Below are 21,137 nucleotides of genomic sequence, written 5' to 3'. Positions count from 1 at the left end.
ACCATGGCAAAAATCAAACTGAACATCAACAACAAGGACTTCGTCCTGGACGCGGATCCGCAAATGCCTTTACTCTGGGCAATTCGCGACCTGGCGGGTTTGAAAGGAACCAAATACGGCTGTGGCGTAGCGCAATGCGGCGCATGTGTTGTGCATCTGAATGGCGAAGCCGTGCGCTCCTGTGTGACTAAAATCAGTCGGGCCGAAGGACAGAAAGTGGTTACGATCGAGGGCTTATCGCAAGATAATAACCATCCTGTTCAAAAAGCATGGCAGGAGGTCGATGTTCCTCAATGTGGTTATTGCCACTCTGGACAAATTATGTCGGCCGCCGTGCTGCTGCGCGAAAAGCCTGAACCGACCGATCAGGATATTGACGATGCCATGGCGGGCAACATTTGCCGGTGCGGTACTTACCTGAGAATCCGCAAAGCCATTCATCTGGCTTCCGAACTGCAAAAAACTGCCCGCAAAGGCTAATCTGTCACACTTTACCACATTCACCATGAGCTTTTTAAAAACAAAAGCGCGCTCCTTCTTCTCAAAAAGGACGGCCGCCATACTATCTCTTATGATTTTCGGCGTTGCAGTGGCTTCGTCCGCATTTCGCGAATCGGATCAAGCAATGATGCGGGAAATTACATTTGAAAAAGAGAACAAAGACAGCGTCGAATCCGTGAAAGCATTCATGGATGTGTACACCGTCCTGATGAGTCCGCGTTGCATGAACTGTCACCCTGCCGGAGACGTGCCGCTGCAAGGTGATGACAGTCATTTGCATGCAATGGGCCCTAAACGGGGCAGAGACGGGAAGGGCGTTTACGCCATGAAATGTACCAACTGCCACCAGCCGACCAACACACCAGGCCTGCACACACCTCCGGGAAACCCAAACTGGCATTTGCCCCCGGCAGATATGAAGATGGTTTTTCAGGGAAAAACACCGCACGAGCTTGCTAAACAACTTGTCGACAAAAACCAGAACGGGCATAAGGATACAAAACAACTGCTCGAACACGCGCACGATTCGCTCGTGCTGGCAGGCTGGAATCCGGGCGAGGGGCGCACGCTTCCGCCGATGAGCCATAAGGATTTTGTAAAAGCCTGGACAACCTGGATTAAAAAAGGTGCTTATGCACCGGCACCCACAACTAATTAAGATCTCCATCATGGACAATACATCATTATCAAGAAGGAATTTCCTGAAAGTATCCGGCATCACGGGCACTTTTCTGTCGCTGGGTTTTTACCTCCCGACGAATGCGGAAAAAGGAAAGATTATCAATGCAGCTGATGCTGAAAAGTATGGAGTTGAAATGAATGCCTGGATCCACATTGACCAGTCGGGCAAAGTGACCATTTTCGATCACCGCGCCGAAATGGGACAGGGATCTTATCAGGCCGTTCCGCAGATTATCGCGGAGGAACTGGAAATTAATCTAAATGAAGTCAATGTCGTTTTCGCCCAGGGCGACAATAAAAAATACGGAAGCCAGATCACCGGAGGAAGCTCCACGGTGCGCGGTTCCTATAAAAACCTGCTGAACCTAAGCGCAACGGCCCGCGAAATGCTTGTCCAGGCGGCAGCCAATAAATGGGTGGTTGACAAGGCAGAATGTTATGCGGAAGGCGGAAAAGTTTTTCACAAGCCATCAGGCAAGCAAATGCATTATGGCGAGCTGGTTGACGCTGCTTCCAAACTGGAAGCACCCAAAAATGTTGTTTTGAAGAAACGGGCGGATTATAAGTTAATCGGCAAGCCGCTTAAAAGACTTGACACGCCATTTAAAACTAATGGAACCGCTGTTTTTGGACTGGACAAAATGATCCCCGGCATGCTTTACGCAGCCGTTGAACGTAATCCGCGGCTGAGAGGAAAAGTCAAAAGTTACGACGATTCAGCGGCGCTAAAAGTGCCGGGCGTAAAGCAAGTACTGAAAGTTAAAATGGGCGTTTTCAGCACGTATCGCGAAGGCGTCGCCGTTGTGGCCAGCTCGACCTGGGCGGCGATCCAAGGCAAGAAAGCTTTGAAGGTGGAATGGGACGATTCAGGTTTTGAGCATTTGAATACCGAAGATATTTACAAAAGGCAAGCCGAGGCGCTGCAAACTCAGGAAGGCTTGCCATTCAAAAAGCAGGGCGACCCGGACGGGATTATCAGCAAAGCTTCGAAAAAAATCGACGTTACTTACGAAACGCCCTATCAGTACCATGCTTGCATGGAGCCACTGAATTGCGTGGCGCATTTCCAGGGTGACAGGTTGCAAATCTGGGGACCAATACAGGCACCCGAATGGGTCCAGGATTTCATCAGCAAGGAAATGGGGTTGGAAAGGGAGAAAGTCGAAGTGAACATGACATTTCTAGGGGGCGGATTTGGCAGGAAAGCATTTATGGATTATCCTCACGAGGCTTCTGAAATCTCCAAAGCGATTAATGCGCCCGTTCAGGTTGTATGGACACGCGAAGATGATGCGACCCAGGGACCTTACAGACCAGGCATCACTTATCGGTGCGAAGGCGTGATCAATAACGGTGCGATCGAGGCATTCAAAGTTAAACTTGCCGGACAAAATAACAGCCACTGGCGAGGCGGTAAAAAGGACGTGCCTAATGGAAGCGCCTCCGAAGGTTTTTTGAAGCCCTACACAGACTCAATCAAAAACCTGGCGATCATGGACGTGCCATTTGAGACGCCTATTCCTACAATGTGGTGGCGCTCGGTTTATGCTTCAACCAACGGTTTTGCATACGAAAGCTTTCTGGACGAGCTGGCTGTGGAGGCTGGTAAAGATCCACTCGCATTTCGCAGGGAGTATCTCAAAGACGAACGCCTGCATAAGTTGATTGATAAAATGGAGGAAGTGTCGGGGTGGAAAAACAGGAAAAAAGGTGAAGGCTACGGCGTGGCGATCACTGAATGTTTTGCCAGCACGGTTGGTCAGGTTGTGAAAATCTCCAAAGTAGCTGGCGGCGGTGTAAAGATTGATCAGGTATGGGCTGTAATGGATTGTGGCTGGTATGTAAACCCCGATACCGTGCGTGCCCAGGTCGAAGGCTCAATCGTGATGGGTCTTGGCGCGGCGACAACACATCAGGTAACTTTCAAGGACGGAATGGCCGTCGACCGGAATTTCAGTACCTATAAAATGCCGCGAATTAATGAGATTCCACCCATTGAAATCCACATTATGGAAAACGATGAAAATGCCGGAGGTGTTGGGGAGCCAGGCTTGCCCGCATTTGCACCCGCATTGACCAATGCGATTTTTGATTTGACCGGTAAGAGGATTAGAAAGCTGCCATTTAGTTTAGGGAGTGTGTAGGCAGCAGTGTTTCAAATTTTCTCATCAAAAGCGCGATGAACATGGCAATCATCGCGCTTTTGTTTTCCGATATGCCTAAAACAGGATTGTCGTTGGACTAATCAACGCTGTTTTTCGGAGGGCAAATGTTACCGTTTGGCTAAATGCGTAATTTTCTCCTAACGAAAGCCTCACATCAGGCGTAACTATTTACAATTAATGCCCGAATTGTCGGCAAGCGAAACGATAACATCACCTAACTCACAAATTTAAAACAACATGCAGTACTACATTTTTAAAGCACTACTTATTTCGTCACTATTATTAGCCTCTTGCAAGCAGGAAGAGGCTAATTCTTCCGATCCATCGCCAGGGGGCGGCACCGAGCAGGAAGGCGACTCCACGAGCGTGGAAACCAACGCACCAAATGCTACTTACTCGCCAGCATTCGCTGGTCAGACGCGCATACGTGCGGTAAAAACGCAGGCGCAGTACGCTTCAAGGATCCTGACCGAACAACTAAGCAGTCCCTGGGGAATCACATCCCTGCCCGACGGTCGCTTTTTGATAACACAGAAATCAGGGGAAATGCGGATTGTGAACGCCAGTGGGGTGATTGTCGCTTCAATTTCCGGTTTGCCCGCTGTAAATGCATCGGGGCAGGGCGGTTTGCTAGGATTGTGCATTGACCCGAATTTTGAATCCAACAAACTCGTCTATTGGGTGTTTTCGCAATCGGTGTCGGGAGGAACGCTCACAGCAGTGGCAAAGGGCAGATTATCCAGCGATGAGACAAGAATGGAAAGTCCCACTGTGATATACCAAGCAACTCCTGCATTCAATAGTAGTGCGCATTACGGCGGCCGGATTCTCTTTGACCAGACAGGCCACTTGCTGGTCAGCACCGGTGAAAGATCCTCGACTGTTACCAGACCTCAGGCCCAATCAATGAGTTCGGGGCTGGGTAAGATTGTGAGAATCACTACAAATGGTGCGCCAGCCACTGATAATCCATTTGCAGGGCAATCCAGCGCAAGGCCTGAAATCTTTTCGCTCGGCCATCGCAATCCCCAGGGCTTAGCTCTTCACCCGGTAACCGGCGACCTCTGGCAGAGCGAGCATGGGCCACGCGGGGGCGACGAGATCAACCGCGTACAAGCTGGCCGAAACTACGGCTGGCCCACCATTACCTACGGGATCGAATACAGTGGACAACCTGTGGGAGAAGCTGCCCAGCAGCGCAACGGACTTGAACAACCCGCCTACTATTGGGACCCGGTGATATCGCCTAGCGGGATGGCCTTCTTTTCGGGAACATCTATTCCTGAATGGCAGAACAATCTATTTATTGGCTCATTAAGCGGGATGCACATCGCACGGCTTGTAATCGAAAATAACCGAATTGTAGGAGAAGAAAGATTGCTTGCTGACCAGAATCAACGCTTTCGGGATATTACCCAGGGTGCGGACGGTGCATTATACGCGATTACCGACGGTGGTCGCCTTTATAGAATTGGATTAAACTAAACTTCGGACTATTACAAGGCGGGGGCTGTCGGAACTGACGGTTCCCGCCGTTTTTTTGAGGGCATTGGTGTACGGTAATATTGGTAGACATACCCGTAATCTGTGTAAGTGGTGTATCCCAGATAAGGCTGAAATTTGTGTCATCAATTTGAAAGATCAGAAACACAAACAAAAAGCCATTATCAAATATGAAAACTCGAAAATTAGGAAGTAGCGGATTAGAAGTTTCCGCGATCGGCATGGGATGCATGAATCTGAGCTTCGGCACAGGGATGGCAGTCGAAGTGAGCGAAGGCGTTAAAGTGATACGGGCAGGGTATGAAAAGGGCATTACTTTCTTCGATACTGCCGAAGCTTATGGGCCTTTTACAAATGAAGAACTCGTTGGCGAGGCATTAAAGCCTTTTCGTAAAGAAGTAATTATTGCCACCAAATTCGGAATGATTTCCGACACAGGAATTAACAGCCAGCCCTCCCACATCCGCAAGGTGGTTGAATCTTCATTAAAGAGGCTACAAACGGATTATATTGATTTGCTTTACCAGCACAGGGTCGACCCCAACGTGCCCATTGAAGATGTGGCAGGCACAGTCCGTGACTTGATTCAGGAGGGCAAGGTAAAATACTTTGGGCTTTCCGAAGCTGGTGTCGACACAATCAGAAGGGCTCACGCAGTGCAAGCGGTTACCGCAGTACAAAATCAATATTCTGTCTGGACGAGAGAACCGGAAGCAGCGGTAATCCCTCTCTGCGAAGAACTTGGCATCGGTTTTGTGCCATGGGGCCCGTTGGGAACGGGATTTTTAACCGGCACAATTTCCTCTGACGCAACTTTCGATGCCGCAAATGATTTGAGGGCGTCATTCCCAAGATTTACGAAAGAAGCCATGAAGGCAAATATGCCTCTTGTAACAATGCTGGGCGATATCGCCGCACGAAAAGGCGCATCTACCGTTCAGATCGCACTTGCCTGGTTGCTCGCTCAAAAGCCCTTTGTCGTCCCAATACCTGGAATGGATAAGATCCCCTACATCGATGATAACATTAAATCCGCAGATGTGTCCCTTACCACGGAAGATCTACAGGAAATCGAGAACGGACTTTCTCAAATCAAAATTCAGGGTGAAAGACTCCATAAGGACTTGCTGGACTTGTCAGAAAAGCAGTAAGAAGCTTCATCAATTTTTATCATTTAACTAAGAAATCAATATGAAAACTCGAAAGTTAGGAAGCCACGGGTTAAAGGTATCAGAGATAGGTTTTGGCTGTATGGGCTTAAATTTCTCATATGGTCACAGTATCAGTAAAGAAGATTCCATCTCCCTATTACGGGTAGCCGTAGAGAAGGGAATTACTTTTTTCGATACGGCGGAAGTGTACGGCCCATACACCAATGAAGAAATTGTGGGCGAGGCATTCGCACCAATTCGTGAGCAGGTAGTGATCGCGACAAAATTCGGTTTCAATATTCAGGATGGAAAAATGGCAGGAACTGACAGCCGCCCGGAGCAGATTAGAAAAGCGGTCGAGGGTAGCCTGAAACGATTGGGCACAGAATATATTGATCTCTTATACCAGCACCGGGTCGACCCTAATGTTCCTATCGAAGATGTCGCCGGAACTGTAAAAGAATTGATTAGCGAAGGCAAAGTAAAATACTTTGGACTATCGGAGGCCGGGGCGGACACGATCCGGAAAGCACATGCCGTGCAACCCGTTTCCGCTCTGCAAAATGAATACTCACTGTGGTTCCGTAGGCCGGAAGACGAAATAATTCCGCTACTGGAAGAATTGGGCATTGGCCTGGTGCCTTACAGTCCGCTGGGCAAGGGCTTTCTGACAGGTGCATTTGATGAAAACACAGAACTTGCAGCAAACGATTTTCGCCAAAATTCTCCTCGTTTTAGTCCGGAAGCGAGGAAAGCTAACCTGGCCTTTGTCGACCTGCTAAAAGATTTTGCATCCACAAAAAATGCGTCCGGCGCTCCGGCAACACCAGCCCAAATTGCCCTGGCCTGGTTGCTGGCCCAAAAGCCATGGATTTCCCCAATCCCAGGCACTACTAAGTTGCACCGGTTAGAAGAAAACATTGGCGCTGCCAGTGTAGAACTTGCGCAAGAAGATGTGAAAGCGATCACCGAAGCTGCCGATAATTTACAGGTAGTAGGCGGTCGTTATGTCGAAAGCATTGAGAAAACAACCGGACTGTGATAGAAACATCCAAATAGACAAAACCTTTGAAAACAGCATGTGTTCTCAAAAATAAACAGTGCTGAAAATCAACAGAATTAAAGCAGATTGATATGAAAACAGTAAGATTAAACAATGGCGTCGAAATGCCTATATTAGGTTTGGGCGTTTACCAAATTCCCGACCATTCAGAGTGTCAAAAAGTAGTTACCGATGCTCTGGAACTTGGCTACCGCTCGATCGACACGGCTGCGGGTTATCAAAATGAAGAAGCGGTAGGCGCGGCCATAAAGGAGAGTGGCATCAAAAGGGATGAGATTTTTGTGACCACAAAACTTTGGATTTCCAATAATGGTTATGAAAGAACCAAAGCCGCAATCGAAACCTCATTAAACAAGCTACAACTCAACTATTTGGATCTGTACCTGATCCATCAGCCTTATGGCGATGTCCATGGCTCGTGGCGGGCAATGGAAGAGTTGTACGAGGCCGGCAAAATCCGGGCGATCGGTGTCAGCAATTTCTTTCCTGACCGTGTCATGGATTTGATCGTCAACAACAAGATAGTTCCAGCAGTCAACCAGATTGAAACTCACCCCTTTTACCAGCGCGAAGAGGATCTTTCATTTTCGAAGGAAAATGGTGTCCAGCTCGAATCATGGGCTTCGTTTGCGGAAGGGAAGAACGACATGTTCACTAATGAAATGCTTTCTGCGATCGGTAAACAGTTCAATAAGTCCGTTGCCCAGGTAATTTTGCGCTGGCTCATTCAACGCGGCATCGTCGTGATCCCGAAATCGGTTCGGAAAGAAAGAATGAGGGAAAATTTCGAAGTTTTTGACTTTGAGCTGACCGCAGAAGATATGCAGGCGATACAGGCAATGGACACGAACCAAAGTCTGTTTTTCAGCCACCGTGATCCTTCGATCATCAAATGGTTTTCGACGATGATCAGGTAAGTAAAGTATTACCCTGAAAACCGAAACAGCCCGGAAGCTAGATCTTACGGGCTGTTTGCATTACTACTACACTATTCTCTAAATAGATCAGGGAAGTTTCAGGTTCCGCAGCCAACTTGCGACTTCATTGTTCACTTGCACCTGCTTGTCTCCCTGCATCACAAACAAGACACCGTCCCGCTCGATACCGCCCTGGGTCGAGAAACCATCGACTACATTACTGCGTGAGGCAAGGTTTCTAACCTGGTCGAAGCTGGTCCCGATGCCATAACCCGCGTTGGTGTTGAATGGGGCAATCGTTTTTCCTTCAAGGTTATACTGTGCCAGAAAGCTTTTAATTGGCGGCGGCAGCTGCATTCCCCAAGTTGGAAATCCCAGAAAGATCAAATCATATTTCTCTATCGAATCAATTTTGGTTGCTAGTGGCGGCAAAAAGCCTGACGCATTTTCACGGGCAACCTGATCGACCGTAGTCCTGTAATCGGCCGGATATGGGCTTTGTAATTCTAATGCAACAAGTTTACCGCCCACCTGCTGCTGGATCATTTCAGCTACTGCTTTTGTATTTTTTGTACGGGAAAGATAGACAATCAGGATCCGATCCGCAGATGCGTTTAGTGTCGGCGTTTCCGTAACTTCCGGCTGGCCACTGGTTGAACACGAAAGCACTGCTATCAGCAATACGATCGACATTAAAACACTGCTTTTCATACTTATATCGCTTTGTCCAGTTCAGGTTTGAATGGCTGGTTATAGAACCTCCGCCCTTTGTTTTTATACAACGCATTTGCAACTGCCCCAAACACTGGAGGGAACGGCGGCTCTCCCAGCCCGGTCGGATCTTTGTCGTTTTGCACGAAATGCACCTCGATTATCTTTGGAGCTTCGTTGTGACGGATGATGCGATAATTGTTAAAGTTAGTTTGCTGGGCGGCCCCGTCTTTGTGGGTCAATGCTCCGTAAAATGCATTTCCGATGCCGTCGACCACAGCGCCCTGCACCATGTTTGTAGCCGCATCGGGATTTATTACGATCCCGCAGTCCATCGCGCTGAAAACACGCTCCACATACGGCTGACCATCTCGGGTCACCATATCGACAATGTGCGCGGCATACGACGCGTGACAGAAATAGGCGGCTACGCCACGGCTGTATTTTTCGCTGCCCGGCTTGCCCCAGCCCGATTTGTCGCGTACCAGTTCCAGCACGCCTGCATAGCGGTCGGGATCATAATCATTGTTCTTGCCGACCGGGTTTTCCTTCGCCCTTTTCAAAAGATCTAGCCTGAATTCGATCGGATCTTTGCCCATTGCTTCGGCGACCTCATCCAGAAAAGATTGCTCGGCCGCCGCATTGAAATTCGAGCGCGGGGCACGGAAAGCCCCGATAGTGACATTGGATGGAATCTGCCAACCTTCTGCCAGATAATTATCTACGGCTCCCGCAGGAAAACGGTTTGGGTGTATCGGATGTTCGGGGACTCCTCCTCCTTTCACATGAAATGCGATCAGCTTTTTATCAGCATCCAGCGCGGCACGATACGTTGCTGTATACATGGGTCGGTAAATACCGTAAGTCATATCGTCCTCCCGTGTATACATCAATTTTACTGGCGCCTTAACCTTTCGCGAGATTAAAGCTGCTTCGGAAAGATAATGGCTGTAAGCCCTGCGACCGAAGCCGCCACCCATACGGGTCATTTGTATCTCGATTTTTTCAGGAGGCAGGTTCAGTAGTTTGCTAAGCGTGGGCTCTACCCATCCCGGAGCCTGTAAAGGCCCTACTAAAAGTGCTTTTTCATCGGTAACATGGGCGAAGAAGTTCATCGGCTCCATGCAGTTGTGCGCCAGGAACGGTGCGGTGTAAGTGCGCTCAATCACCTGTGCGGCATTTTTAAAAGCCGTTTCGGGATCGCCATCTTTGCGCAGCTCCTGGGCTGGCTTTTTGGCATATTCAACCATTTGCTCCATTTGAGATTGGGAGCTTTCCAATGCACCAGGGACGACCACTTCCCTTTTACCACCTCTTCCGCCGACCACATCTTTTACATCACCTGCCGGTTCCCATTGGGCCACCAGCTTTTTGCGCGCGTTCATGACTTCCCAAGTGCTCTTACCCACCACCACGAGCAGGTCGTTGAATGTGCGCGTATCGAAACCTGCCTGTTCAAAGCCTTCGGGGTACATTTTCAGGTTGAAAACATCTTTAATTCCCGGCATTTTTAATGCGTCTGCCGCATCGAAGGATTTCAATTTCATCCCAAAGGCTGGTGGGTGCTGGATCATCGCGATCAGCATGCCCTCGGTCCTGTAATCCAATCCAAAAAGCGGCTTACCGGTAACCACTTTTTGTCCCTCGACATTCTTTTTGGATTTTCTCACGATGGTAAAATCCTTTGGCGATTTCAGAATCAGATCCTTGGGCACGGGTAATGTCGCTGCTTTCGCTGCCATCTCCCCATATTTTGCCGTTTTTCCGCTTGAATGTGAAAGGACGCCCGCTTTGGTTGCTACCTCACTTGCAGGCACATTCCATGTTTGCGCCGCTGCCTCACGAAGCATTTGCCGTGCCGCCGCACCTGCTTCACGCAGGGGCTTCCAATAGGACCTTACAGAATTACTCCCGCCGGTGAACTGCGCTCCAAGCTTTGCATTGTCATGCGGCCCCATTTCGACGGTGACATTCTTCCAGTCCACGTCAAGCTCCTCGGCTACGATCATCGGTAGCGAGGTCATTACATTCTGCCCAAATTCAGGATTGGGACAAATGAGTTTGATTTTGTTATCCGCGGTAATCTGAATATAGCCGTTAAGCTGCGCCCATTGGTCCGGCAGATTAAGCGCCTCAGCTTTATCGGCCGACTTGAAGCTGGACAAGAAACTTACAGTCAGCATCATGCCGCCACCCGACAGCAAGGAAGCTTTTAGAAACGAGCGCCGGTCTAAGGCATTTTTATCATTGTTCATGGTCAATATCTTTTTGCAGGTTCAGGAAATGATTACTTTTTCGCCGCCGATTTAATCGCCTCTTTTATCCGCAGGTATGTGCCGCAGCGACAGATATTACCACTCATTTGGGCTTCAATTTCCTCATCGGTTGGGTTGGGTGTGCGTTTGAGCAAGGCGGCTGCGGTCATGATCTGACCGGTCTGGCAATAACCGCACTGGGCCACATCATGTTCAAGCCATGCCTTCTGCACGGGGTGATCGGCTTTTTGTGACAAACCCTCAATGGTCGTTACAGAAGCCTTCCCGACCGCTGATACCGGGAGCTGGCAAGATCGGACGGCGTTGCCTTCCAGATGGATCGTACATGCGCCGCACTGTGCGATGCCACAACCATATTTAGTACCAGGCAGGTCCAGATGGTCGCGCAATACCCAGAGCATCGGGGTTGCCGGGTCTACGTCGACCGCCCTGGTTTTTCCATTGATTTTCAGATTGAATGTCGCCACGGTAATGATGTTATCTATGTTGTGAAAGTTCTCTTAATGGAAAATTAGTGGGCTGTTGAAAGTCTTTGTAAAGGAAATAAAGGTCTTCAATTCGGAGTTGCTACTACTTATATGGATTCCTGTTTTTGCTACCATTTTTACTGATTAGTTATCCGCCGATCGTGATCATGCTCCGGTTGTGAATTTGATCTGCCTGTACATCGTTTAGATCAGGCGCTAACTGCCCTCCCAGCTGGAAATGCTTATCCATGGCGCATTGCCGGATCAGTGGCTCCACATCCTGCCCATCACGCAGGGCGGAGAGAAGATCCGTTTCGTATTCGGAGAAAAGGCAGTTTTTGAGTTTGCCGTCGGCGGTGAGGCGCATCCGGTTGCAGCTCCCGCAAAAATGCGAGCTCATGGTGCTGATCACGCCGAAAGTGCCAGCGAAGCCTGGCACCTGAAAACGTTTTACCGTTTCGTTCGGGCTGGCAGTTACGGCAGAGAAATCGTACTCATTTGAAATCACTTGCAGCATTTCATGCAAGGTCATCACCTGATTGTTTGTCCAGCGATTGCCTGTGAAAGGCATGAATTCGATAAAGCGGACATCTATTGACTGGAATTTCGTCCAGGCAACAAAGTCAGTCAGTTCGTCGTCGTTGACTCCCTTCATCACAACTACGTTTACTTTAACACGAATGCCGATACGCAATAGCTCCTGAATGTTATCGTAGACGACGTCAAACTGATCCCTTCTGGTGATGCGCTTGAATTTTTGCCTGTCTAGTGTATCCAAACTCACATTGACCGAACGAATGTTGGCCGCTAGAAGTGTATCGACAAAGTGGTGCAACCTGGTCCCATTCGTTGTAAGCGATAGCTCGATTTGAAGCTGGGATAGCCTATTAATAATATCGACTGCGTCGCGTCGCACCAGGGGTTCTCCGCCGGTTAACCGGATTTTATCGACCCCGGCTGCAACAAATACTTTTGCCAGGGACTCGATTTCGGAAGCTTTCATCAGCCGGGAGGTCGGTGTAAATTCATAGTCCTCCTCCGGCATACAGTAAAAGCAGCGGAGGTTACAGCTGTCAGTTAAGGATATGCGCAAATAGTTGTGTGTGCGGTTGAAGGAGTCTGTGATCATGAAATGTGTTATTTGAACGTCACCGCAAGCTGTCGAACTCAAAAGCATGAAGTCGGGGAGTTTATTCTTCATGAAGATAAAGTGACGTGCCGCTATATGAAATAGCGGTTTACGGCTATTAGCCCAACGACATCAGCAGCACGTCAAACGACCTGAATCTTCGACCAAAATTGAAAGCCTTTGAGATTCAGAAGGCGGCGAACGCTCATTTCTCAGGTTTGAAGTACAGATTTGGCCGTCTATTTTACCTTGTTTTGGTTAGGAAGCATGAAAAAAGGCAACTAGCATAAACCGGCTGCCTTCGTCTTTTCTTCGTTTCTCCTAAGCCTTCCTTCCCATCGCCCCAACGTCCTGGAAGAAGAAGACCAGCTCTTTGAAGCTCACGAATCGGTTGTGACCTCTCGGATCATAACCGCATTCCTGCGAAAACAAGGGGAAGCCGGTGTACATGTCATAGAGATCATTTACCCAAACAACTTACTGGAGAGGGTACGCTAAAGCATCTCAAAGCTATGCGTTCAAAGAGAGCTTAATTTAAAATGGTAGTCGTGATATTATTTCTTTACTACGCCAAATCGATTGGTTCTAAAATCAATGACTAGAATCTGATCAAAAAAATAGCTATTGCCGATACTGCCAACCACGCCCGCTTCATCAAAAATGGGCTCATGATACTTATCCGGATCAGGGTGGTAATAGATTGTCTTAGAGCTGAGTGGGGTATCCCCCAGATAAGCTTTAGCGGCAAGAGGGGCTCCATATACATCATAATATTTTCCCCATGTACTGACGCCCTTAATCGTATCACTAGTCGCTACAGGATTAATGGAGTCCCAACCCTTTTTAACCGTCATGATGGGAAATAAACTGGCACCCGAATCGTAGAGAAAGTAAAACTCCTTTCCATTAATGGTAAGCGGAACTTTGATCCGGTTTTTCTCCAATTTAAATGGTACAAAACTGACCAGTTTTTCATTGACGGATTGGTCTAAGAAAGCAATACGTTGATTCCGAAAGTCAAGAAGTACGATCTTTCCTAAACAAGCATCCAATCCCCATGAACCGATATGAATTGGTTTGCCTTCCTTGAATTCTTCAGCCGAAACGGTTTGACCATAGCGATTCATTACGTAGGCTTTGCTTACTCGGGAGCCGGTGAGTGGCATGGATAACTCAACATTGATTTGTGTCCACTGGTTTACTGTATCGCTTTTTAACTCAGGCCATTGAGCGGCTAAGCTGGGTTGTACTTTAACCAATGATTTAAGCGTGTTGCCATACAAAATGCTGCTGGAAGCCCCCGTATCAAATTGTAGTTCGAGGGGATAAGGTACATTGTTGATTTTACCATCAATATTGATCGACAAACGGTCAAAGAATCGTCCACCCAAACTGTCACTCGTCCATCTGAAGGGTATCCATAATTTTTTGTCAATTGATTTTAAGAACGTTTTCTCTTGTGCTTGTGCTTGAATTGAGAAAAAAACAAAAATCATTAAACGGAGAATTTTTTTCATATTTTCCAGGCTTTCAGTGTCGGAGTAAGTTTTATGAATAAAATCTTGATACCATCAGTTCAATTTTCGATTACGGCTGTGTTTAGGCTTACGGGGATCAAGTACCCAATGCTCCCCATAGATTGACCTATAATAGATCACACAACTTATAAATTGACATTGTTGCTGCCATTGGCTTACTACCGCCTGATTGGTGGTTTGATACAGATAAATTTTCTCTCCTTGCGGAATTACCTTGTCTTCCCATAAATCGCTTATTAATAAAGTTGAGTCCCTAATATACGCTTTTACCTTCATCTCTTTGATAAGGCTGTACATATCGTAATAGCGTTTATCTTGATAGTAATACTGGATGCTATCAATCAGAGCTGGCCCAAGCCCCGAATTAGCTACTGTCGCAGCCGAGCCTCTCATGTTGTCATCTAGTCGGCCCGTATGATACCAGTCAAGTATTGGTATGACCGATGCGTATTGTTGAGTTCGTTGCAAATAAGCTTGATAAAATGTGATGCCTATCGCACAAAAACTGGACACAACCGCTAAGATGCTTAAATAAGTTTAATAAATATCCATCAGTAGAAGATTATCTATTTTCGCTATCTGGGGGTGATCAATTGGAGAGATGTAAAAAGATTAGACTTCCTATTGATCAAACGTCAGAATTAAAGGAATTGCTAAGAAGAGAGAATATAACTCTTTCTCGTTTGATGCCAACTCTTGATAATGTTGCCAAAGAGATAAAAGAGAATCTCCAACGACAAAAATAAACCATCTACATATTTGTTCCAAAGTAACATTTCGAAGAGCAACTACCTTGCTTTCATAAACAGTGGAAGGTAAATGCCATTAATTTAGGAACTCCATCCCAAACGGCTGATCATATAACCGCTTCCCAGTAGCCTTATACAACGCATTCGCCAATGCCGCAAAAACCGGCGGATAAGCAGGCTCGCCCATACCCGTTGGGTCAATCTCATTTTTCACAAAATGTACATCGATTTCTTTCGGAGCTTCATTCATCCGGATCATCCGGTATTGGCTGAAATTTTGCTTGTCCGGCACTCCATTCTTAAATGTCATGTTTCCAAAAAGCGCAGTTCCTATGCCGTCGACGATTGCGCCTTCGGTCATATTAACAGCTGCGTCCGGATTGATGACAATGCCGCAATCCACGGCACAGCACACTTTGTTTACCACGGGTTGTCCGTTTTTAATCTCAACATCAAGCACGTGGGCAGCATAGGAGTCGTGGCAGAAATAGGCTGAAACGCCCAGGTTTCTGGACTTCTTTGCTTGGTCCCAACCGGATTTCTCCCTTACTAGTTCAAGCACGGCGGCATAGCGCGTCGGATCGTAGTCGTTGTTACTGCCGACTGGTCGTTCTTTTGCGCGTTTCAAAAGTTCCAGTCTAAAATCAATGGGATCTTTTCCGGCAGTCTCGGCGACTTCGTCGAGAAACGATTGCTCAGCCGCCGCCATGAAGTTTGAACTCGGTGCCCTGAATGAGCCGACTGTTACGTTAGAAGGAAGCGTCCAATCTTCGGCGAGATAGTGATCTACTGCGCCCGCAGGAAATCTGTTTGGAGAAAGAGGAGACTGCGGAATTCCTCCGGCTTTGACATGGAGGCCAATAAGATTATTGTTTGCATCCAGGGCAGCCTTGTATGAAATGGAATAGGCTGGACGGTAGATGCCGGATGTCATATCGTCTTCTCGGGTGTAGATCAGCTTCACCGGTGCTTTTACCTTTTGGGAAATGAGTGCTGCTTCCAGTGCGAAATGAGCGTAAGACCTTCGGCCAAATCCGCCACCTAGGCGTGTCATTTTGATATCAATCTTTTCCAAAGGCAGGCCAAGGCGAGCTGCCAAGGCCTTTTCCGTAGGTTCAGGCTTCTGGAGTGGCCCGGAAAGTTCTGCTTTTTCATCGGTTACGTGCGCAAAGAAGTTCATAGGCTCCATGCAGTTGTGCGCTAGAAACGGTCCTGTATAAGTGCGCTCAATCACCTTTGCAGCGTTTTTAAATGCCGAGTCCGGGTCGCCATCCTTTCGGCGGACCGTAACTTGCTTGCCTTTCATCTCCGCCATCTTTGCATAATGATCAGCGGTGTTTTCCAGCCCGGCGGGGATTTTGATAGGCTCCGGCCGGCCTTCCCTTTTTTCAGAATAATCTTCAAAAGGCTCCCATTCGATTTTAAGCGCCTTCTTTGCCTGCATTACCGCCCAGGTATTTGTACCGACGACGGCAACGACTTCGGTGAATGTACAAGTATCAAAAAACTGTCTGACATAATCGTCCTCCATGGATTTGATTAGAAAGATAGCTTTGATGCCCGACATTGCTCTTGCGTCTTTGTCATCGAGCGTTTTCAGTTTCATACCGAATGCAGGCGGATGCACGATCATCGCAATCAGCATACCCGGTGCGGATTGATCGATCCCGAACAAAGGAGCACCTTTGGTGATATTGGTAAGCTCGACGTTCTTCTGCGAATGGCCGATAATTTTAAAGGCTTTAACGCTTTTCAGGGATACCTCTTTTGGAACGGGAACCTTTGCGGCCGCGGAAGCCATTTGTCCATATTTGGCAGACTTGCCACTTATTTTGTGATGTAAAACGCCAGCCTCGGTTGTAACCTCGTCAATTGGGACATTCCATTGATCGGCGGCTGCGGCGCGGAGCATTTGTCTTGCTGTTGCGCCAGCAGTACGAAGCCTCGTCCAACTCTGATGGATGGCCTGGCTTCCTCCGATAAACTGGCGCGTGTAGCGATCTGTATTTAAGGGAGCTTGTTCGACAACGACATCCTTCCAGTCCACATCCAGTTCCTCGGCCACGATCATCGGCATCGATGTCTTTACATTCTGCCCTCCTTCCGGATTCGGGGACATGATGCGGATGACATTGTCAGGAGTAATTTTGATGTAACCATTTAATTCACCGCCTTCAAGCCCGGCAGCAGATGTATCTGGCATATCAGCTGCGTAAGAATCAGACAACCATCCGATCCCCAATAACATACCGCCTCCTGCGAGCGCGGAAACTTTCAGAAACGAACGTCTTGTTGAGGCTGTGTTGCTGCGAGTCATTTCTTTGATGGGTTCAGGTGAATTTGCAATGTCGCATTTCTTTCTGTCAGTTCAGCGCTCGGTACTCATTAGGGGTACAGCCCACACGCTGTTTGAAAAGCCGGGTGAAATGTTGAGGGTACTTGAAACCCAGATCATAAGCAACCTGAGCAACAGATTTCTCCAAATCAAAAATCCGTTCCTTGGCAATATCAATTACTTTGGCTTGAATGTACTCCTGAGCCGTTTTGCCGGTTTCTTTTTTGATTACATCCCCGAAATAATTGGCAGAAAGATTGAGCTCTGCTGCGCACCAGGCAACCGACGGCAGCCCGTTTTCGTAAGGTTTTTCCGATGAATAATACCCATTCAAAACACCTTCGAATCTCTCAAGTATGCTGTTGTTAGAATGGTCGCGTGTTATGAATTGCCGGTCATAAAAGCGGGTGCAGTAATCCAAAAGCAGTTCGATATTGGCTGAAATTAGTTTGCGGCTATGCTTGTCGATCGACTGGTCCAGTTCGTGCTGGATTTTGCCGAAAAGGTCGAGAATGATGTGTCTCTCTTTGTCAGAAACGTGTAAGGCTTCATTGACATCGTAGGAAAAGAATGAGTAGTCGTGAATGTGCCTTCCCAGCGATGTTCCTTTAATGAGCTCGGGGTGGAACAGCAATGCCCAGCCTTTCGGCTCAAATGTCTTAACACCAGGCTGCACGCCCATCACCTGGCCCGGCGCAATAAATACCAGCGTACCTTCCTGATAATCGTAGTGGCTGCGGCCATATTTCAATTCCCCGCAAACCAACTCTTTCAAATACACCGCATACAGGCCAAAATTGAAGGTCTTTGCAGGCATTGCCTCTGCTTTGGACAAGTCCAGCAGGGTTACCAGCGGATGCTGCGTTTTTACGCCACGCATGCTGTTGTAGGCAGCGACGCTATCGAGCTTAACTATCTCTTCCATAATCATTTATTATTTACTGACTTAAAGTTACGCAGTACACTTGCCATCAAAAAGCCCAGGCTCGCGAATCGGTAATATTGGTAGCGAAAACCGTAATCTGTATCCTACTTGACTGGCCGCAGCGACTGAAATTTGCATTATCAATTCATAGCAACGAACAAATGGAAAACAGGAGAAATTTTATCAAAGCTACGACGGCACTGGGTGCAGGGCTATTCGTGCCATCGGTGCAGTCAAATGCACAGCCAGCGAAACCGTCCGCTAAACCTAAAACGCGGACACTGGGCACGGGTAAGAATAAAATCGAGGTTTCCTCGATCGGACTGGGTTGCATGGGCATGAGCTATCACCGCAGTTTTATCCCCGACAAAAAATACATGGTCTCCCTTATTCACAAAGCTGTGGATATGGGTGTCACTTTCTTTGATACCGCAGAAGCTTATGGGCCTTACCGGAATGAGGAGTTGGTCGGCGAGGCGCTGGGTGCGAAGCGGAAAGATATTGTGCTATGCACCAAATTCGGCTTCAACATCCAGGACGGAAAGCTGGTGGGGCCAAACAGCGACCCTAAACACGTTCGTGAAGTGGTCGAACAATCCTTAAAAAGATTAAAAACCGATTATATAGACCTGCTTTACCAGCACCGCGTCGACCCGAAAGTGCCGATTGAGGATGTGGCAGGTACGGTTAGGGATCTAATCAAAGAAGGAAAGGTCAAGCATTTCGGGATGAGTGAAGCCAATGCTGAAACCATCCGGAAAGCCCACGCCGTGCAGCCACTGACCGCTCTGCAAAGCGAATATTCTTTAATGACACGCCAGCCGGAACAAGACGTCATCAAAGTCTGCGAAGAGCTCGGGATTGGTTTTGTGCCATACAGTCCGCTGAGCCGCGGTTTTCTTTCTGGATACATTACCGAACATACCAAATACAACCCGGCCAACGACAACCGTCCGACGCTGCCCCGCTATCAGCCCGATGCGATCAAGGCCAACTGGGTGATGATCGATACACTTACAAGTTTCGGCAACCAATGCGGACTATCGGCTGCTCAGGTTGCACTGGCGTGGCTGCTAGAACAGAAACCCTGGATTGTGCCCATTCCCGGAACGACCAAGCTCGCGCATTTGCAGGAAAACCTTTGGGCAATGGACTATGAGTTCACGCCCGACGAGTTGAGACAATTAACGGCGGATCTAAACAAGATAACAATCGTGGGCGACCGGTACACCGGCCAGTCAGCGCAGCAGGTAAATAAATAAAAGGACCTATTTCCCGGTTGTGATTCAAGCCACAGGAAATTAAACAAACTACAAATGAAGAAAGTAATCATTATTGGTGCAAGCGGGAGCCTTGCCCAATATGTAATTGAGGCAATCAAGGCGCTAGAAGGCATCCAACTAACATTATTTGTTAGAAACCGGCGGAGGTTGCACAAGGGTGCTGAACAAGGCACAACCGTTATTGAGGGCGATGCGATGGATTTTCTCAGCGTTCGCCAAGCGATCGATGGACAGGAAATAGTTTATGTAAACCTGGCTGGTAACCTGGAAATTATGTCTGGCAATATTGTCAAGGCAATGCAGGAAACAAGTGTCGGACGTATTATAGCGATCAGTTCGATTGGCATTTATGAAACACCATTACGGCCAGTGCTGCGACCTTACAGAAAACTGGCTGATATAATCGAAAAGTCAGGGTTGACCTACACCATACTGCGGCCTGACTGGTTTACAAGCGATGATGAAATCGACTTTGCACTAACTAAAAAAGGCGAGCCCGAATCAGGTACTGCTATTTCCCGAAAAAGTATTGCCGCATTTGTAGCGCAAATTGTTGAGAATCCTGATTTGCATCAAAACGAAAACCTGGGAATCAGCAAGCCAGAATAGCGTTTTTGGGTTACCACTAATTTAAAATTTAAACTACTAGACAATCATGCAACAAGTAAAAGCCTACGGAACCGAAAATCCGTCAACACCCCTGCACGAGCTCACCATCGAGCGCAGAGAACTGCAACCACATGATATCGAGATGGAAATATTGTTTTGCGGAATTTGCCATTCCGACCTGCACCAGGTAAAAGCCGACTTTGGACAATATCCTGCTCCCATCGTTCCTGGCCACGAAATCCTGGGTCGAATAACCGCAGTTGGCAACCATGTCAAAAACTTCAAAGTGGGTGATCTGGCGGGTATTGGCTGTATTGTTGATAGCTGTGACCATTGTGAATATTGTAATGAAGGTATCGAGCAATTTTGCGAAGAAGGTGTAACATTTTCCTTTAACAGCCCTGATAAAGTGTCTGGCGGCCATACTTTTGGTGGCTTCTCGAAAACCTATGTCTGTAACGAAAGATATGTGCTGAATATGCCTGCTTTCGAAAATCTGGCGGCTGCGGCTCCGCTACTTTGCGCGGGTATTACCGTTTACTCGCCGCTGAAACACTGGGGCGCCGGGCCAGGCAAAAAAGTAGGTGTGCTGGGAATCGGTGGTCTGGGCCACGTGGCAATCAAAATTGCCAAAGCAATGGGTGCCGAAGTGGTTGTTTTTACGACGTCAGAAAGTAAAGTGGAAGACGCCAAACGTCTGGGTGCCGACTTTGCTGTGTTATCGAGCGATGCCGATGCGATGGCAGCCTATACCAATAAGCTGCATTTCATCATCGATACTGTTTCGGCCAAGCATGATGTGAACACGTATCTGGGTCTTCTTCGCCACGATGGCACAGTCGTGCTAGTCGGGCTTCCTCCACAACCGCTGGAAATCGGGGCATTTAATGTAGTGATGGGAAGAAAAAGTTTCGCCGGTTCCAATATCGGGGGCATAGCCGAAACACAGGAAATGCTCGATTTCTGCTTCGAACACAACATTACTGCTGAGAGTGAGATTATAGATATTCAGGACGTAAACACAGCATTCGAACGTCTTGACAAAGGCGATGTGAAATACCGCTTTGTGATTGATATGGCATCTTTGGCCAGCTAGCAGTACCTAACAAATCAAAGCGGGGGAAGATAAAAATC

Annotated in this window: 18 protein-coding genes; 10 read left to right on the top strand and 8 right to left on the bottom strand. The window is 47.9% G+C overall.

What is annotated here, in order from left to right; all coding sequences use genetic code 11:
• The first annotated feature begins 3 nt into the window (after positions 1–3).
• From LZD49_RS33160 to LZD49_RS33130, 7 genes are all read left to right on the top strand, one after another.
• Positions 4–480, top strand: coding sequence for a (2Fe-2S)-binding protein (locus tag LZD49_RS33160; protein WP_255721414.1), 477 nt, complete (start codon positions 4–6; stop codon positions 478–480).
• 25 nt (positions 481–505) lie between these two features.
• Positions 506–1,159: a hypothetical protein gene (locus LZD49_RS33155; RefSeq protein WP_234672639.1), complete on the top strand. Its 654-nt coding sequence runs from the start codon at positions 506–508 to the stop codon at positions 1,157–1,159.
• Between the two features lie 10 nt (positions 1,160–1,169).
• Complete coding sequence (locus LZD49_RS33150; protein ID WP_234672638.1) at positions 1,170–3,326, top strand: xanthine dehydrogenase family protein molybdopterin-binding subunit; 2,157 nt, start codon at positions 1,170–1,172, stop codon at positions 3,324–3,326.
• Between the two features lie 258 nt (positions 3,327–3,584).
• Positions 3,585–4,832 carry a PQQ-dependent sugar dehydrogenase gene (locus LZD49_RS33145; RefSeq protein WP_234672637.1) on the top strand — a complete coding sequence of 416 codons (1,248 nt, stop codon included), beginning with the start codon at positions 3,585–3,587 and terminating at the stop codon, positions 4,830–4,832.
• Positions 4,833–5,020: 188 nt separating this feature from the next.
• Positions 5,021–6,001: an aldo/keto reductase gene (locus tag LZD49_RS33140; RefSeq protein ID WP_234672636.1), complete on the top strand. Its 981-nt coding sequence runs from the start codon at positions 5,021–5,023 to the stop codon at positions 5,999–6,001.
• 40 nt (positions 6,002–6,041) lie between these two features.
• Complete coding sequence (locus LZD49_RS33135) at positions 6,042–7,043, top strand: aldo/keto reductase (protein ID WP_234672635.1); 1,002 nt, start codon at positions 6,042–6,044, stop codon at positions 7,041–7,043.
• 92 nt (positions 7,044–7,135) lie between these two features.
• On the top strand, positions 7,136–7,981 hold the full coding sequence (locus LZD49_RS33130) for an aldo/keto reductase (protein ID WP_234672634.1): 846 nt from the start codon (positions 7,136–7,138) through the stop codon (positions 7,979–7,981).
• An 87-nt stretch (positions 7,982–8,068) separates the two neighbouring features.
• Here the strand turns inward: LZD49_RS33130 and LZD49_RS33125 are convergent, their stop codons facing one another.
• From LZD49_RS33125 to LZD49_RS33095, 8 genes are all read right to left on the bottom strand, one after another.
• Positions 8,069–8,692, bottom strand: a complete 624-nt coding sequence (locus tag LZD49_RS33125) for a flavodoxin (RefSeq protein ID WP_234672633.1) — start codon at positions 8,690–8,692, stop codon at positions 8,069–8,071.
• Positions 8,693–8,694: 2 nt separating this feature from the next.
• Complete coding sequence (locus LZD49_RS33120; protein ID WP_234672632.1) at positions 8,695–10,947, bottom strand: xanthine dehydrogenase family protein molybdopterin-binding subunit; 2,253 nt, start codon at positions 10,945–10,947, stop codon at positions 8,695–8,697.
• Between the two features lie 32 nt (positions 10,948–10,979).
• On the bottom strand, positions 10,980–11,435 hold the full coding sequence (locus LZD49_RS33115) for a (2Fe-2S)-binding protein (RefSeq protein ID WP_234672631.1): 456 nt from the start codon (positions 11,433–11,435) through the stop codon (positions 10,980–10,982).
• 148 nt (positions 11,436–11,583) lie between these two features.
• Positions 11,584–12,564, bottom strand: coding sequence for a GTP 3',8-cyclase MoaA (moaA, locus tag LZD49_RS33110; protein ID WP_234672630.1), 981 nt, complete (start codon positions 12,562–12,564; stop codon positions 11,584–11,586).
• Between the two features lie 321 nt (positions 12,565–12,885).
• Complete coding sequence (locus LZD49_RS35670; RefSeq protein WP_255721413.1) at positions 12,886–13,014, bottom strand: hypothetical protein; 129 nt, start codon at positions 13,012–13,014, stop codon at positions 12,886–12,888.
• A gap of 104 nt (positions 13,015–13,118) precedes the next feature.
• Positions 13,119–14,081 (bottom strand): hypothetical protein, encoded by a 963-nt coding sequence (locus tag LZD49_RS33105; protein WP_026632549.1) that lies wholly within the window; start codon positions 14,079–14,081, stop codon positions 13,119–13,121.
• Positions 14,082–14,927: 846 nt separating this feature from the next.
• Positions 14,928–17,168, bottom strand: coding sequence for a molybdopterin cofactor-binding domain-containing protein (locus LZD49_RS33100; RefSeq protein ID WP_234672629.1), 2,241 nt, complete (start codon positions 17,166–17,168; stop codon positions 14,928–14,930).
• A gap of 46 nt (positions 17,169–17,214) precedes the next feature.
• Positions 17,215–18,111, bottom strand: coding sequence for an AraC family transcriptional regulator (locus LZD49_RS33095; protein ID WP_234672628.1), 897 nt, complete (start codon positions 18,109–18,111; stop codon positions 17,215–17,217).
• 161 nt (positions 18,112–18,272) lie between these two features.
• Between LZD49_RS33095 and LZD49_RS33090 the strand changes: the two genes are divergently transcribed.
• Genes LZD49_RS33090 through LZD49_RS33080 form a run of 3 tightly spaced genes read left to right on the top strand, consistent with a single transcriptional unit; the run spans position 18,273 to position 21,099 of the window.
• Positions 18,273–19,373, top strand: a complete 1,101-nt coding sequence (locus LZD49_RS33090) for an aldo/keto reductase (protein WP_234672627.1) — start codon at positions 18,273–18,275, stop codon at positions 19,371–19,373.
• 54 nt (positions 19,374–19,427) lie between these two features.
• The gene (locus LZD49_RS33085; RefSeq protein ID WP_234672626.1) at positions 19,428–20,003 is read left to right on the top strand and encodes an NAD(P)H-binding protein; all 576 of its coding nucleotides are present in this window, start codon (positions 19,428–19,430) and stop codon (positions 20,001–20,003) included.
• 46 nt (positions 20,004–20,049) lie between these two features.
• A complete protein-coding gene (locus LZD49_RS33080) occupies positions 20,050–21,099 on the top strand; it encodes an NAD(P)-dependent alcohol dehydrogenase (protein WP_234672625.1) in 1,050 nt (349 codons plus the stop codon).
• The last annotated feature ends 38 nt before the right edge of the window (positions 21,100–21,137 follow it).

Origin of the sequence: Dyadobacter sp. CY261, from assembly GCF_021440085.1 — a bacterium.
Taxonomy (GTDB): Bacteria; Bacteroidota; Bacteroidia; order Cytophagales; family Spirosomataceae; genus Dyadobacter.
This window is presented reverse-complemented; position numbering and strand designations above follow the sequence as displayed.

Excerpts from the sequence above, each read along its gene's own strand:
- LZD49_RS33095 (WP_234672628.1), bottom strand. The coding sequence starts at position 18,111 with ATGGAAGAGATAGTTAAGCTCGATAGCGTCGCTGCCTACAACAGCATG.
- LZD49_RS33150 (WP_234672638.1), top strand. The coding sequence starts at position 1,170 with ATGGACAATACATCATTATCAAGAAGGAATTTCCTGAAAGTATCCGGC.
- LZD49_RS33155 (WP_234672639.1), top strand. The coding sequence starts at position 506 with ATGAGCTTTTTAAAAACAAAAGCGCGCTCCTTCTTCTCAAAAAGGACG.
- LZD49_RS33125 (WP_234672633.1), bottom strand. The coding sequence starts at position 8,692 with ATGAAAAGCAGTGTTTTAATGTCGATCGTATTGCTGATAGCAGTGCTT.
- LZD49_RS33080 (WP_234672625.1), top strand. The coding sequence starts at position 20,050 with ATGCAACAAGTAAAAGCCTACGGAACCGAAAATCCGTCAACACCCCTG.
- LZD49_RS33145 (WP_234672637.1), top strand. The coding sequence starts at position 3,585 with ATGCAGTACTACATTTTTAAAGCACTACTTATTTCGTCACTATTATTA.
- LZD49_RS33120 (WP_234672632.1), bottom strand. The coding sequence starts at position 10,947 with ATGAACAATGATAAAAATGCCTTAGACCGGCGCTCGTTTCTAAAAGCT.
- LZD49_RS33160 (WP_255721414.1), top strand. The coding sequence starts at position 4 with ATGGCAAAAATCAAACTGAACATCAACAACAAGGACTTCGTCCTGGAC.
- LZD49_RS35670 (WP_255721413.1), bottom strand. The coding sequence starts at position 13,014 with ATGTACACCGGCTTCCCCTTGTTTTCGCAGGAATGCGGTTATGATCCG.
- LZD49_RS33085 (WP_234672626.1), top strand. The coding sequence starts at position 19,428 with ATGAAGAAAGTAATCATTATTGGTGCAAGCGGGAGCCTTGCCCAATAT.
- LZD49_RS33140 (WP_234672636.1), top strand. The coding sequence starts at position 5,021 with ATGAAAACTCGAAAATTAGGAAGTAGCGGATTAGAAGTTTCCGCGATC.
- LZD49_RS33105 (WP_026632549.1), bottom strand. The coding sequence starts at position 14,081 with ATGAAAAAAATTCTCCGTTTAATGATTTTTGTTTTTTTCTCAATTCAA.
- LZD49_RS33130 (WP_234672634.1), top strand. The coding sequence starts at position 7,136 with ATGAAAACAGTAAGATTAAACAATGGCGTCGAAATGCCTATATTAGGT.
- LZD49_RS33135 (WP_234672635.1), top strand. The coding sequence starts at position 6,042 with ATGAAAACTCGAAAGTTAGGAAGCCACGGGTTAAAGGTATCAGAGATA.
- LZD49_RS33090 (WP_234672627.1), top strand. The coding sequence starts at position 18,273 with ATGGAAAACAGGAGAAATTTTATCAAAGCTACGACGGCACTGGGTGCA.
- moaA (WP_234672630.1), bottom strand. The coding sequence starts at position 12,564 with ATGATCACAGACTCCTTCAACCGCACACACAACTATTTGCGCATATCC.
- LZD49_RS33100 (WP_234672629.1), bottom strand. The coding sequence starts at position 17,168 with ATGACTCGCAGCAACACAGCCTCAACAAGACGTTCGTTTCTGAAAGTT.